The organism is Sphingobium chungangianum, assembly GCF_977014255.1.
On the sequence record NZ_CDRNIV010000002.1, the window covers coordinates 348,756 to 361,416 of the forward strand.

At 61.0% G+C, this 12,661-nt stretch carries 13 protein-coding genes; 7 read left to right on the forward strand and 6 right to left on the reverse strand.

The window, feature by feature from the left end; genetic code table 11:
- Nucleotides 1-194 precede the first annotated feature (194 nt).
- The 4 genes from ACWNC0_RS01725 (at nucleotide 195) to ACWNC0_RS01740 (ending at nucleotide 5,262) form a co-directional block, all read left to right on the forward strand.
- Nucleotides 195-1,982 (forward strand): cbb3-type cytochrome c oxidase subunit I, encoded by a 1,788-nt coding sequence (locus ACWNC0_RS01725; protein WP_449469176.1) that lies wholly within the window; start codon nucleotides 195-197, stop codon nucleotides 1,980-1,982.
- Nucleotides 1,975-2,604, forward strand: a complete 630-nt coding sequence (locus ACWNC0_RS01730) for a cytochrome c oxidase subunit 3 (RefSeq protein ID WP_449469178.1) — start codon at nucleotides 1,975-1,977, stop codon at nucleotides 2,602-2,604. Before ACWNC0_RS01725 ends, ACWNC0_RS01730 begins: the two co-directional genes overlap by 8 nt.
- Nucleotides 2,601-2,882, forward strand: coding sequence for a cytochrome C oxidase subunit IV family protein (locus tag ACWNC0_RS01735; protein ID WP_449469179.1), 282 nt, complete (start codon nucleotides 2,601-2,603; stop codon nucleotides 2,880-2,882). The genes ACWNC0_RS01730 and ACWNC0_RS01735 overlap by 4 nt, the downstream gene beginning before the upstream one ends.
- 91 nt (nucleotides 2,883-2,973) lie before the next feature.
- Nucleotides 2,974-5,262 (forward strand): FdhF/YdeP family oxidoreductase, encoded by a 2,289-nt coding sequence (locus tag ACWNC0_RS01740; RefSeq protein ID WP_449469181.1) that lies wholly within the window; start codon nucleotides 2,974-2,976, stop codon nucleotides 5,260-5,262.
- Between the two features lie 19 nt (nucleotides 5,263-5,281).
- Here the strand turns inward: ACWNC0_RS01740 and ACWNC0_RS01745 are convergent, their stop codons facing one another.
- Together ACWNC0_RS01745 and ACWNC0_RS01750 are read right to left on the reverse strand one after the other, a co-directional pair.
- A complete protein-coding gene (locus tag ACWNC0_RS01745; protein ID WP_449469182.1) occupies nucleotides 5,282-5,656 on the reverse strand; it encodes a Rap1a/Tai family immunity protein in 375 nt (124 codons plus the stop codon).
- A gap of 106 nt (nucleotides 5,657-5,762) precedes the next feature.
- Complete coding sequence (locus ACWNC0_RS01750) at nucleotides 5,763-6,140, reverse strand: DUF4168 domain-containing protein (protein WP_449469183.1); 378 nt, start codon at nucleotides 6,138-6,140, stop codon at nucleotides 5,763-5,765.
- A 275-nt stretch (nucleotides 6,141-6,415) separates the two neighbouring features.
- Between ACWNC0_RS01750 and ACWNC0_RS01755 the strand changes: the two genes are divergently transcribed.
- Nucleotides 6,416-7,435 (forward strand): serine hydrolase, encoded by a 1,020-nt coding sequence (locus tag ACWNC0_RS01755; RefSeq protein ID WP_449469184.1) that lies wholly within the window; start codon nucleotides 6,416-6,418, stop codon nucleotides 7,433-7,435.
- Between the two features lie 148 nt (nucleotides 7,436-7,583).
- On the opposite strand, the gene ACWNC0_RS01760 is transcribed toward ACWNC0_RS01755, so the two are convergent.
- The 3 genes from ACWNC0_RS01760 to ACWNC0_RS01770 are packed head-to-tail and all read right to left on the reverse strand — an operon-like array spanning nucleotide 7,584 to nucleotide 10,160.
- Entirely contained in the window at nucleotides 7,584-7,946 is a 363-nt protein-coding gene (locus tag ACWNC0_RS01760) for a trehalose-6-phosphate synthase (RefSeq protein WP_449469186.1), read from the reverse strand.
- 1 nt (nucleotide 7,947) lies between these two features.
- Nucleotides 7,948-8,634 (reverse strand): response regulator transcription factor, encoded by a 687-nt coding sequence (locus tag ACWNC0_RS01765; protein ID WP_449469187.1) that lies wholly within the window; start codon nucleotides 8,632-8,634, stop codon nucleotides 7,948-7,950.
- Entirely contained in the window at nucleotides 8,631-10,160 is a 1,530-nt protein-coding gene (locus ACWNC0_RS01770; RefSeq protein ID WP_449469188.1) for a sensor histidine kinase, read from the reverse strand. The genes ACWNC0_RS01765 and ACWNC0_RS01770 overlap by 4 nt, the downstream gene beginning before the upstream one ends.
- 271 nt (nucleotides 10,161-10,431) lie before the next feature.
- Here ACWNC0_RS01770 and ACWNC0_RS01775 point away from each other — a divergent pair, with 271 nt between their 5' ends.
- Both ACWNC0_RS01775 and ACWNC0_RS01780 read left to right on the forward strand, forming a co-directional pair.
- On the forward strand, nucleotides 10,432-10,887 hold the full coding sequence (locus tag ACWNC0_RS01775) for a response regulator (protein WP_449469189.1): 456 nt from the start codon (nucleotides 10,432-10,434) through the stop codon (nucleotides 10,885-10,887).
- A 73-nt stretch (nucleotides 10,888-10,960) separates the two neighbouring features.
- On the forward strand, nucleotides 10,961-11,698 hold the full coding sequence (locus tag ACWNC0_RS01780) for a hypothetical protein (RefSeq protein ID WP_449469191.1): 738 nt from the start codon (nucleotides 10,961-10,963) through the stop codon (nucleotides 11,696-11,698).
- 58 nt (nucleotides 11,699-11,756) lie between these two features.
- On the opposite strand, the gene ACWNC0_RS01785 is transcribed toward ACWNC0_RS01780, so the two are convergent.
- Nucleotides 11,757-12,614: a hypothetical protein gene (locus tag ACWNC0_RS01785; RefSeq protein WP_449469192.1), complete on the reverse strand. Its 858-nt coding sequence runs from the start codon at nucleotides 12,612-12,614 to the stop codon at nucleotides 11,757-11,759.
- Between the last annotated feature and the right edge of the window lie 47 nt (nucleotides 12,615-12,661).

Sequence of the window (12,661 nt, forward strand, 5' to 3'; positions counted from 1 at the left end):
GCATAGCTACCCTTCGCAGGGTATTGTATGATAGTTTCTTCCGCCTGATCCTCTAGGCCGTCTCAAATTAGGCGACCGGGACCTCGCCCAACAACGATCCGGGGGTTTATCCAATGGCTTATCACAACAGCTTCTATGCTTTGCAATCCTTGAATAAAGGGCAAGATCTTTTCCAGACATGCGGTGCGCGCGCGATGCGGGCTTCGATAGCAGCGCTGGCAATCGGTATCTGCATGGTTCCTGCCTATGCTATGGCCCAACAGGGTGGAAAGGACGCCAATGCGAGTGCTCCCCAGCCCGATGGCTTGGGCGGTGACATTGTGGTGACCGCGCAGCGCCGTGAGCAGCGGCTGGACAAGGTCGGCCTTTCGATCTCTGCCTTCTCGTCCGACCAGATGCAGGCGATGGGGGTCCAGTCGGCCACTGAACTGGCTTCCAAAGTTCCCGGCGTCGTGCTTGAATCGAGCGGCGGTTCAGGGCTGAACGGCAATCTGACGATGCGGGGCGTCGCGGCGACCGACTTTTCGACCAATCAGGAATCGCCCAACGCCATCTATTTCGACGATATCTATGTCAGCTCGCCTTATGAAACCAACTTCCCGGTCTATGATCTGGAGCGTGTAGAAATTCTGCGTGGCCCGCAGGGGACGCTGTTCGGTCGAAATTCCACTGGCGGCCTCGCCAACTTCATCACCAAGAAGCCGACAGAGCAGTTTGAAGGTTTCGTGTCGGCCACGATCGGCAACTATGATCAGAAGCGCCTGGAGGCCGCTGTCGGCGGTCCGCTGGATGACAAGACGCAGTTTCGTATTTCGGGCATGCTCGACTATTCGGATGGCTGGTGGAAGAACGCGGCCGGTCCAGACACGAATGCGCAGAAATTCTTTGGCGTGCGCGGACAGATCCAGCGGGACCTGAGCGACAATTTCAAAGCTTATTTCGCAATCTCCTATGATCGCAATCCGCGTGCAAGGATCGGGACCTATGACTCCCAGCCAGCCGCGATCACGCTGCTGCTGGTCGCGGCAGAGCGGCTGTTCGGCATCGGCGTGTTCGATCCGGCGCTGGGCGGCGATCCGCTGCTGTTCCAGCATCTCTTCTGGTTCTACAGCCACCCCGCCGTCTACATCATGGTGCTGCCCGCGATGGGCGTCATCAGCGAACTAATCACATCGGCGGCGCATAAGCGCATTTTCGGCTATTGGTTCGTAGCCATCGCCTCCATCGCCATCGCCGTGATCGGCTTTCTGGTGTGGGGCCATCACATGTTCGTGTCGGGCCAGTCCCTCTACGCGAGCGCGGTCTTTTCCTTCTTGTCGATCGCTGTCGCCGTGCCGTCCGCGATCAAGGTCTATAACTGGACCGCGACCCTCTACAAGGGCGACATCATGATCGACGCGCCGCTGCTCTTTGCGATGGGCTTCATCGGCCTGTTCGTCGCGGGCGGGCTGACAGGCCTCATGCTGGCGATGCTGGCGATCGACGTGCATGTCCACGACACCTATTTCGTTGTCGCCCATTTCCACTACATCATGGTCGGCGGGACGGTGACGGCCTTCTTCGGCGCGCTCCATTATTGGTGGCCCAAGATCACCGGGCGCCTGTATAATGAGACGCTGGCGCGCATCGCCGCGATCGTCATCCTGGTCGGCTTCAACCTCACCTTCTTCCCGCAATTCATGCTGGGCTATGAAGGAATGCCGCGCCGCTACCATGTCTATCCGCCGGAGTTCCAGCTGCTCCAGGTCTTCTCCTCGGCGGGTGCGGCGCTGCTCGCCGTCGGCTACGCCATGCCCGCCTGCTACCTGCTCTGGTCATTGAGACGCGGGCCGCGCGCGCCGGCCAATCCCTGGGGCGCGACCGGACTGGAATGGACGACATCCTCGCCCCCGCCCAAGCATAATTTCACCGAGCAGCCGGTGGTTGTGCGTGGCCCATACGACTATCCGCTCGAACATCCCGCGAGCCGTGCCAATGCCTGACCAGCGCGCCCTGCACGAACCCTTTCACGAGATGGCGCGCCAGCGAGAGGCCGACCGGCTAGGCATGATCATCTTTCTCGCGAGCGAAGCGATGCTGTTTGGCGGGTTGTTTGCGGCCGCCATGGCGCTGCGGCTCCTCCACCCGGCGGACTATGTCGCCTCTTCCGCGCATCTGAAGGTCTGGCTCGGCACCGCCAACACGGGGGTTCTTCTGACCTCCAGCCTGATGGTCGCTGTCGCGGTCGAGGCGGCGCGAAGCGGCGGAGCGCGGCTGGCGGGGCTGGCATTGGCCGTCGCGATCCTGCTCGCGCTGCTGTTCCTGGGGATCAAGGGCTACGAATATTTTGGTGAATATCGCGAAGGGCTGGTTCCGGGCCTTACCAATGCACATTTCGAAAGCCGGACGCAGCAGCTGTTCATGAACTTCTATTTCGTGAGCACGGGCCTGCACGCGCTACATGTCATCGGCGGGATCACGCTGCTCGGGCTTGCGGCGGTCCGTCGCGCCGCGCGGAAGGACCGAAACGCCGTGCTGATCGGCAATGTCGCGCTCTACTGGCACCTTGTCGATATCATCTGGGTCTTTCTCTATCCCACCCTGTATCTGCCGGGGGTTTCGTGAGGACGCCGTTCATCCGGCTCGCGCTCGTCTGGGCGGCGCTGCTGCTGCTGCTCTCCACGACCGTGATCGCCGCGCACCTGCCGCTTGGGGCCGCCAAGCCCTGGATCAGTTACGTCATCGCCTTCGCCAAGGCGGCACTCATCCTCTGGTTCTTTATGGAGATGCGCAAGGAAGGCGCGATCGCCCGGCTGGCCATGCTGGCGGCAGGCATCTGGCTGATCATGATGATGACGCTGTCGGCGTCGGACTATCTGACGCGCGGATGGATGGGTAGGTGAACTGTGGTCGGGATATTTCTGAAGCCACGGGCATTGTCTGCTGCGCCAGCAGGCGATCGCGGTCCCGGCTTAATCATCAGGAGAGTGCATCATGAGCAAGCCCGAAGATGACACGGTGCATTATGATGGACCGGCAGGTGGCTGGGGCTCTCTCCAGGGCATCACGCGCATCTTCGGCAAGGAACTGGACTCTCCGGCAGTTCTTGAAACATTGCGGCGGCAGAACAAGCCGGGCGGTTTCATGTGCGTATCCTGCGCCTGGACGAAGCCTGCCCATCCACATGCCTTCGAATTTTGCGAGAATGGTGCGAAGGCGACCTTGTGGGAGTTGACGAGCCGCCGATGCACGCCGGACTTCTTCGAAAAGCACAGCGTATCGGAACTCAAGGAATGGCGCGATCATGATCTTGAGCAGCAGGGCCGACTGACTCATCCTATGCGCTACGATCCGGTGAGCGACCGCTATCGTCCGGTCAGCTGGTCGGAAGCATTCCGCGAGATCGGCGCGGAACTGCGCGCGCTCGATCCCAAATCGACCGTATTCTACACATCGGGCAGAGCCAGCCTGGAAACCGCCTATCTGTATGCCCTGTTCGCCCGTCTCTATGGGCACAATAATCTGCCCGACAGTTCCAACATGTGCCACGAAACCACTTCTGTCGGCCTCAAGAAGGTGACGGGTTCGCCGGTCGGCACTTGCGTACTGAGCGATTTTGAAAAATGCGATGCCATTTTCTTTTTCGGCCAGAATACCGGCTCCAACAGCCCCCGCTTCCTCCATCCGCTCCAGGAGGCGGTGAAGCGCGGCTGCCGCATCGTTACCTTCAACCCGGTCCGGGAAGAGGGACTCATCAGCTTCATCAATCCGCAGAGCCCGACGCAAATGCTGACCGGCAAGCGGACGCAGATTTCCGAATTGTATTTCCAGGTTCGTCCCGGCGGGGACATTGCCGCCATCATGGGCCTGTGCAAGCACGTTCTCGCGCGCGATGCCGAGCTGTTCGCGCGCGACAAGCGCCACCTGATCGACACAGCCTTTATCGAGCAGCATTGTCATGGCTTCGACGAGTTTGTCGCCTGCGCCAGCGGCACCAGCTGGGAAGAGATCGAGCAGGAGTCAGGCCTGTCCCGCGCGGATCTGGAGGCGGCGGCCGACATCTATTGCGATGCGGAGAAGGTCATCGGCATCTACGGCATGGGAGTTACCCAGCATGTCCATGGATCGCAGACCATCGGCATGCTGGTGAACCTGCTCTTGATGCGCGGCAATATCGGGCGGGAAGGGGCGGGGGTCTCGCCGGTGCGCGGCCATTCCAACGTGCAGGGTCAGCGCACCGTTGGCATATCCGAAAAGCCGGAACTGGTCCCCAACGACCGGCTGAAGAAGTTGTTCGATTTCGATCCGCCGATGGAAAAGGGCATGAACACGGTGGAAGCCTGTGAAGGGATCATCGCGGGCAAGGTAAAGGCATTCGTCAGCCTCGGCGGCAATTTCGTGCGCGCCATTCCGGAACGGGAGAAGATGGAGGCAGCCTGGCCGACAATGCGCCTTACCGTCCAGATCGCCACGAAACTCAACCGCAGCCACCTCCTCAATGGCGAGGTCGCTTATCTGCTGCCCTGCCTCGGCCGGTCGGAAGCGGATACGCAGTCGAGCGGCCCGCAGACCGTGACGATCGAGGACAGCCTGTCCTGCGTTCATGGCTCGGTCGGCAAGCGTAAGCCCGCAAGCGAGCATCTGCTTTCCGAACTGGCGATCGTCGCCGGCATCGCAAGGGAAACGCTGCCCGACAATCCTAAGGTCAAGTGGGACGAATGGGTCGGCGACTATGGCAAGGTGCGCGATCTCATAGAGGCGAGTTATCCCGACAAGTTCACCGATTTCAACAATCGGCTATTCACCCCCGGCGGCTTCTATCGCGGAAACGAGGCGCGCGAGCGCATCTGGAAAACCGAGAGCGGCAAGGCCGACTTCACCGTGCCCACCACGCTATCGAGCTGCGGCTTCGAAGACGCGCCGGGCCGATATCGGCTCATCACGCTGCGATCCAACGACCAGTTCAACACCACCATATACGGCTATTCCGATCGCCTGCGCGGCGTTGAGGGCACACGCGACGTGCTGCTCATGAGCCCGGAAGAGATCGCCCGTGCGGGCCTGACGGAGGGGCAGGTAGTGGCGCTGGTCAGCGATGCGCAAGATGGGGTGCATCGGGAAGTGGGCGGTCTGACCGTGACGCCCTTTTCCCTGCCGCGCGGATGTGTCGCGGCCTATTATCCAGAGATGAACCCGCTGGTGCCGCTCTCGCACCACGATAAGCTGTCAAAGACGCCGGCCGCCAAATCCGTGCCGGTGCGCATCCGTGCAAATAGTGGCTGAACCGTTGAGGTGGATGCGATCAGGAATGTTTGGCGAGGATAGGGGAAACCGGGCAGGATAGTCGATCAGCGACCGCTGCCCGAACGGCGGCTGCGGCGGAGAGGTCACGCAAGGCGGTGTCATCTGAGAGCTTGCTCAGCACCAGTTCCGCCGCACCTTGGTTGGTGATTGCGCTACGGCACAGCGACTGCCTGCCGCCCTCGCCGTCAGCGAGGAAAATTCCGTCGATGACGCCAGCGACGTACATGGAGCATTGGCCGTAATTGGGATTTGAGCAGATTTCGAACAGTTGATTGCCCGAGAAAAAAGCGGGAATTTCTCGCGTCGGCTCTGCGGTGTGGCCGGGGCTGGGCACCGCCGCCGCCAAGAGCATGAGAAAGAAAGGTCGGCCCATGATTACCTCCTTACATGTCACTTGCGCGCTATGATCCTGATTGTAACGGCAGGGCTGCGCGATTGTCGAAAGTCCGTTGAAGTATCCCTGAAGGAGCCAGACCAGTTCAGGTGGAAAGAAGCTGTTCCATCATGAGCTGCTTTACCTGATGCCGAAGCTTGCGCTGCTGCTCGACCTTGGCGCTGATCGCGTTGAAGTTCTTCAACTCCAGCCCGTGTTTCTGCACGATGCGGATCATTTCGGCCTTCGCCTCGCTCTTGAGCAGGGCAGCCTTGCCCGGCTCCAGTTTCGCCGCGCGTGCGGAGACGACCTGCCTCATCTTCTGAATCTCCAACAGGGCGGACGCATAGGCATGAATTTGCCGGGGTGAAAATTCCGGTGCGGCAACGGTCGAAGCTGCCACCGATTGGCCGCTGCTCGATGCGACGACCGGGAAGGCGGTCAGAAAAAGCAAAGGAGCGGCTGCGTGGAAAATTCTGGGCATGAGCTATCCTCGACAAATGAATGCGGATCTCGGCGGATAATGACCGGACAGGAGCGTCGTCGGGAACAATCTTAGGCCAAGCCATTGAAAAACTCCAGCATCAGGGTTTATCAGATTGTCTGCGCCACCGCGGTCAAATCATCGCAACGGCGGCGATCCATTCGGATCGATGGGCTTGCTCAGCCTGCTTCCTCCAACTTGCGCGAAGAGGGTTTACATTGCCGGTCGCTCATCCAAGCCGCTTTTTCACGGCTCCCTTGCTATTGTCGTTGCTCATGAGCTGCGCGCCCGGGGCGCGCCTCGAGTCCGCCGCTCACGCAGCTTCTGTAAAACATCTCACGAAGGCGGCAGAGCCAACCGCAGCGGAGCGTCCGCAGCCTCCCGCCGACCTTCTCAACGCGGTGCAGGGTCTGGGCGAAGCATTTAACGGGCAGGTTGGCATTTCGGTGCGCGACATGGATGAGGGCTGGACCGTGTCGTTCAACGGAGACCGGCTCGTCCCGCAACAGAGCGTCAGCAAATTGTGGGTGGCGATTGCGGTCATGGATGCGGTCGATCACGGCAAATTATCCTTGTCAGATCCTGTGACCGTCAGGAAATCCGACCTGACCGTCTTCCATCAGCCCATTCGGCCTCTCGTGACGAAGGCCGGTTATCGCACGACGATCGGCCATCTGCTGAAAATGGCGCTGACGCGCAGCGCCAACAGCTGCAATGATGTTCTGCTGTGGAAAGTGGGCGGTCCCCAGGCGATCCGCGCCATGCTCGCGCGCAAGGGCATAGACGATGTCGGCTTCGGTCCTGGAGAGCGCAAGCTCCAGGCGAAAACGGCAGGGCTGGAGTGGCGACCCGAATGGGCAGGCGGCTGGGGCTTTTTGAAAGCGCGCGCAGCCATGCCCTATGCCGCCCGCAACCGAGCCCTGAAGCGCTATCTTGCCGCTCCCTATGACGGAGCATCGGCCGACGGCATCACCAAGGGCCTGATGCTGCTCAAGAAGGGGAAGCTGCTGAGCGCAGCTTCAACGCGACATCTTCTCAGCCTGATGCGCGCGAGCAGGACCGGCCCGCTTCGCCTTCGGTCGGGGCTTCGCGGCGGCTGGACGCTGGCGCACAAGACAGGGACGGGGCAGGAACTGGGCAACCTCTCCACAGGCTATAACGATGTGGGGGTTCTCGTCTCGCCCGAAGGTCATCGCTATGCCGTGGCGGTGATGATCGCGAGCACGCGCGTGCCGATCCCGACCCGCATGCGGCTCATGGGCAATGTCACGCGCGCTATCATCAGGACGGACTGACGCGGCGCCCGTCGCTGTGCAGACGGCGATTAGGATGGCGCGGCAGCGACTTCCCGAAAATCCTTTCCTCGAAAATTTGGTGCACCTTCCCTGCGTCGACGGCGCCATGACAGTGGAAGGAGCAACAAGCTTTCTCGGCTCCGCCGGGTCATGATCTGATGGGTAGTGCTACAGGCTCTGCGCTCAGGAAGTTGATGAACATTTTGCGCCACCAGGCTGCATCCTGAGAACAGACGGTGTCGTTCAGTTGGCGCCAGCGTCGCTGGCGTTCCTGCAGGGGCATCGCCAGCGCCTGAATGATCGCCTCGGAAACCTCTTCGCAGCTGTAGGGATTTTCGAAGTGCATGCCTCCGGTGTAGTTCTCTGTTACTTCGCCTGACCAGCCGAACCAGATCCCGCCGACCTCTCGCAGCGCTGCGGAAAGCGCGACAGAAAGCCCACCTTGGCTGCCCCCGCCATCATGAAGGCTCGTCGGCTGGACCCGGTTGGAAACGACGATCAGGCGACTCACGTCAGCTGGCCGCGATCAGGCGGTATCCGACACCCGGTTCGGTAAGAAGGAGACTGGGATCGGAAGGATCCTGCTCGATCTTTTGGCGCAGGAGGCCGATGTAGACGCGCAGATATTGGGTGTCGGTTGCCTCTGCTCCCCAGCCTGCTGCCAGCAATCGCTTATGGGTCACGACCTGTCCGGCCTTTCGCGCCAATGTCTGGAGAAGATCATATTCCTTCGGCGACAGCTTGACCGGTTCTCCCCCCAGCGTCACCCGGCGCGTCGAAAGATCGATTGCCAGCCCGCCGGCGCAATAGGTCGATGCCTCCGTCTTGTTTAGCGAATGACGTCGAATCGCTGCGCGCATCCGCGCCATCAACTCGCCAATTTCGAACGGCTTGTTGACATAATCGTCCGCGCCCTCGTCGAGAGCACCGATCTTTTCCTCCTCCTGATGCCGCGCGGAAATGACGATGATCGGCACGTCCTGGTCGAGCCGGATGCGCTGAAGGAGCGTCTTGCCGTCGATGTCGGGCAGGCCGAGGTCGAGCAAAATCAGATCGAATTCCACGGATTCGATGGCGGACATGGCGTCCCGCGCGTCGTGCGCGACAGTAATGATGTAGCCAGCTGCTTCCAGAACGGATTTGAGCACGTCGACCAGCGAGGGCTCGTCATCGACAACAAGGATGTGTGGGGTGGTCATGAGGCTGCGTTTTCTTTGGCGAGGTTTTCTGTGGCGAGGGGGAGCATGATCGTGATGGTGGTGCCGCGGCCTTCCCTACCGGGAGAGTCAGCCCTGATCCGGCCTCCAAGCGCTTCTGTGAACCCCTTCGCGATTGCAAGGCCGAGCCCGCTGCCCCGTGGTGAGGCGCGAGGTCGGGAGACGCGGTAAAAGCGGGTGAACACGCGCTCGAGATCGTCGGGCGGTATGCCCTGGCCCTCGTCCGCCACGGTGATCACGCAATAGTCACCCTCGCGGACGACATTGACTTGTATCCGCGTTCCGTCTTCGCTGTAGATGATCGCGTTGTCGAGCACGTTCACGAGCACAAGTTCGAACATGGCCGCATCGACGGTGACCAGAAGATCATCGCCGCTCAACTGCCGCACGATGTCCCGGCAGCCAGCTCGTGAACGGATCCTTTGCACTACCGCGCCGATGGTGTCGGCAACGCCCAACGTCTGCCTGCGAGCCAATGACTGACCTGCCTCCAAGCGGCTCATTTCCAGCAGATTGGAGGTGTAGCGGTTCAGACGCTCGCATTCATTGACGATGCCCCGCAGCAGGCGCTCGGCTGCGGCAGGCTCCAACTTCTTGCGAAATTCGATGAGGCTTGATGCGGAGGCGCTGATCGCGGTCAGAGGTGTTCGAAAGTCGTGGCTGACAGAGGATAGGAGCGCGGTCTTGAGCTCTTCGGTGCGGGCTTGCGCTCGGCGCTCGGCATGGCTTTCTGAAAGAGCGGCGCGTTCGACCGCCAGGACGATCAAATTGGCTAGCGCCGACATGAAAGCGCTCTCAAGCCGCTGTGAGGGGTCATGCTCAAACAGAACGGCTCCCTCGAAACCGGCACTGCTGTCGAGGCGACAAACCGTGTAGGGACCATTTTCCCGCTGGCCATCGCGAAATCTGGCCGCGTCCGTGACAAGTTGAAGTCCGCCGCTGTCATCCGGTCGATCCGTGACTGCATCGAACGAGCCGTCCCTGACCAGGAAGAGCGTTGCTGTCGTGCCGATACCTTCGGACAGATGTTCATTGAGCGCCGTGGCAATATCGGACACGCGCATTGCTGACTGAAGCGACTGGCTGATGGCGAGCAGACTGCTTAGTTGTCGGTTGCTGGAATTCGCCGCATTGGCCCGATCCTTCAGCCGGGCCGCGAGGACGCCAGCGACCACGGCGCACAGGCTGAACAGGAGCAAGGGAATGATGTCGCGGCCGGTGGAGATCTGGAAACTGAAAGCTGGCTCGACCAGGTAGAAATTATAGAGCAGGAATGCCGCTGTCGCGGCCAAAAGTGCCGCGCCAAGCCCGCCCAGCGCACCGCAGATTACCACCCCAAGGACGAAGAATAACGCCGCCGCGACGCGGCCAAGACCTGGCTGCGCATATATGGCGATGAACCAGGATGGAAGGACGATAGCGGCCGCCAGTATTAACGCTCGGCAGTCAAGCGTGCGCGGCGCGGCCCCCATGGACGAAGGCACCCCTGGATGTTGGCGGTCGATCATGGACACTGATCTGGTGATAAACGGCAGGGAGGAGGCATTTCCAAGCTTAGTCAGTCCCTCCAGTCCGGTCCATGCATATAAAAGCTATAATAACGCTTTACTGCACAGGGTGCTTAGATAGGTCAGAAGAAATGCCTGGGCCAGCGGCCCCGATGATGAGACCACTGAATTTTGTGCCGCCACTTATGCCTCAACCTCAGCCCTCATCCTCCCGAGCCTGGGTTGGGGATATTGCACTCATGAGACGCTGCGCAAAATCTGTAGGGATGGCATGAAGCCGGATGGTCGGTTTGCGATGGCAGGACTGACGGGCAGGCCCCGCTTCCCAAGGCCCGTTATCATCCTCGTCGTCGAAGATGAGGCTCTGGTCAGCATGAATGTGTGCGAATTCCTGATCGATCAGGAATTTACCGTCTTTGCCGCACAGGACGTTGAAGAGGCGCTCGGCATCCTTCATCGGCTGGATGGCTTGGTCGATCTGTTGTTCACGGACGTGAACATGCCGGGCCAGCAGGACGGGTTCGATCTGGCGCGGCAGGTCAGCAGTCGTTGGCCCGGCACTCGAATATTGATCACGTCCGGCGGATTGGGAGGCCAAGAGCTTCCCGACGACCTGCGGCAGTTTGGACCAGTCTTGCCAAAACCCTATCATCTGGATGCTTTGGCGTCGAAGATCATCGACGCCATTTTCCCGCCTTTGGAGCCGATCACCCTATTGGCGACCTGACATTTCTTAAAGCAACCGTGGTCGCGTCTCGGAGTTGAAACCCGTGAACGTCCTACCCACCCGGAGAAGAACAATGCATAAGGCTTTCCTCACCACCCTCTTCCTTTCCGCCGCGTTGCCGGCCGCCGCGCAGGAAACCGCCCCCGCGGCGCAAGCTCCTGCCGCAACCCCGGCTGCGACCCCCGCGCCCGCGCTCAGCCAGGCGCAGATTGCTGCCTTCAACAAGGCGGTCACGGACTTCACCGCGGGCCAGCAGGCGCAACAGAAGGGCGACAATGCGACCGCTCTTGCGAAATATGAAGTCGCGCTTCCGGCGATCCGTGATGCGGTCAAGACCCAGCCCGGCAAGATCGAGAACGTCAATTTCCTCGCCAATGCGCTCTACGCAGCGGCGGCGGCCAACGCCGCCCTACAGAAACTGGACGCCGTCGCGCCGCTCTATGAAGAGAGCTTGCCTTACTGGAGGCAAGTTGTGCAGGCCAAGCCCACCGACGCGCAGAGCAGGGGCGTACTGACCGGTATCCTCATCCAAACGGCCAATTTCAAGCTGGGCAAGCAGGACAAGGCAGGAGCCGCGCCGCTCTATGCCGAAGCTGTTCCCCTGGCCCGCAAGGCGGTCGCTGAACAGACCAATGCGGTAAACCGCAACCTGCTGCTCGCCGCGCTTATCGGCGCCAGCCAGACCAGCGAGGATGCCGCACTCAAGGCTGAAGCGGCGACCATGTCGAAGGCGATGATAGCGGACGGCACGGTGGACGCGGCCAACAGGCCCTCCGCTCAGGTTCTGGCGCAGAGCTCCAAGGCGGGTTGACGGCCGCCTGAGGACGCGCGCCTCAGCCCTGCACACTGGTGGCGCGCTACGTCTTAACTCAGCGCCACTCGACGATGGCGTTGTCCTGACCGGGAGCGAAGAAGGCGACGCGCGTAAACTGCACTGCGATGAGGCAGCGCGGGGCGACGGCTGAATCCTGCTGTACGCAATGGACCGGCTGCCCGTCGGGGAAGCCGGACAGCTTGCCTTCCAGCTGAATCTGATAACCGGCCGGTGAGGGGGATTGGCCCTCGTCCAGTTTCACGGTCGAGGAATAGGGGCGATCGCCCCGCCGCAAGGTGCGTGATCCTTCCGGGGCGTAGAATTGGGCGATCGCCAGCCGCTGGTTCGGCTCACTCAGAACGACATTGGACGATGCATTGCCGCCCGACCCACACCGATCCGCGCTTGTCCATGGGCGCCCTATCCAGAAGCCTTCGACCGCATCAAAGGTCATTTCACCGGCCAGCTGCTTTATCCACTCCGCTTTGGCGAATTCGGCTGCGCGCACTGTCAGCTTTAAAGCCCGGCTCTTGGGGTTGAACGTCCATCCCGCCCATCGTTCCTGCTGCTCCTCATCGCTCATCTCGCCGCCGCAACCGAACGGCATGCGCAGGATGAACGATCGTCCGATGAGCGCCGCGTTGGCCGGGGGCAGGGCGGTGCCGCTCGCCACGGCATCCGTCGCGGCGGCCGCCGCCGCCAGCAATTCTGCACGGCCAAGCGGAGGCGGCGGTGTGGGAACGACCGGAATTTTCGGCACCTGGACGACCGCTTTTGGCTCCTGAGCGGCCTGCCTGGGTTCGACCGTCTGACGCGCGGAATGCTGGTTGACGAGCAAAAAGGTCAGCGCTGCACCAGCCCCAGTCGCAATCAGATGGGACAGGATGCTCAACCGGATATTCTGTTCTGCCATGGAACAGAGCTATCATATAGCGTCCGGTAAATTGACCCCTTGCCTTT

What these genes read in the sequence shown, in the direction of transcription:
- ACWNC0_RS01725 (WP_449469176.1), top strand. Translation starts at nt 195, where the DNA reads ATGCGGGCTTCGATAGCAGCGCTGGCAATCGGTATCTGCATGGTTCCT.
- ACWNC0_RS01730 (WP_449469178.1), top strand. Translation starts at nt 1,975, where the DNA reads ATGCCTGACCAGCGCGCCCTGCACGAACCCTTTCACGAGATGGCGCGC.
- ACWNC0_RS01740 (WP_449469181.1), top strand. Translation starts at nt 2,974, where the DNA reads ATGAGCAAGCCCGAAGATGACACGGTGCATTATGATGGACCGGCAGGT.
- ACWNC0_RS01745 (WP_449469182.1), bottom strand. Translation starts at nt 5,656, where the DNA reads ATGGGCCGACCTTTCTTTCTCATGCTCTTGGCGGCGGCGGTGCCCAGC.
- ACWNC0_RS01750 (WP_449469183.1), bottom strand. Translation starts at nt 6,140, where the DNA reads ATGCCCAGAATTTTCCACGCAGCCGCTCCTTTGCTTTTTCTGACCGCC.
- ACWNC0_RS01755 (WP_449469184.1), top strand. Translation starts at nt 6,416, where the DNA reads ATGAGCTGCGCGCCCGGGGCGCGCCTCGAGTCCGCCGCTCACGCAGCT.
- ACWNC0_RS01765 (WP_449469187.1), bottom strand. Translation starts at nt 8,634, where the DNA reads ATGACCACCCCACACATCCTTGTTGTCGATGACGAGCCCTCGCTGGTC.
- ACWNC0_RS01770 (WP_449469188.1), bottom strand. Translation starts at nt 10,160, where the DNA reads ATGATCGACCGCCAACATCCAGGGGTGCCTTCGTCCATGGGGGCCGCG.
- ACWNC0_RS01775 (WP_449469189.1), top strand. Translation starts at nt 10,432, where the DNA reads ATGAAGCCGGATGGTCGGTTTGCGATGGCAGGACTGACGGGCAGGCCC.
- ACWNC0_RS01780 (WP_449469191.1), top strand. Translation starts at nt 10,961, where the DNA reads ATGCATAAGGCTTTCCTCACCACCCTCTTCCTTTCCGCCGCGTTGCCG.
- ACWNC0_RS01785 (WP_449469192.1), bottom strand. Translation starts at nt 12,614, where the DNA reads ATGGCAGAACAGAATATCCGGTTGAGCATCCTGTCCCATCTGATTGCG.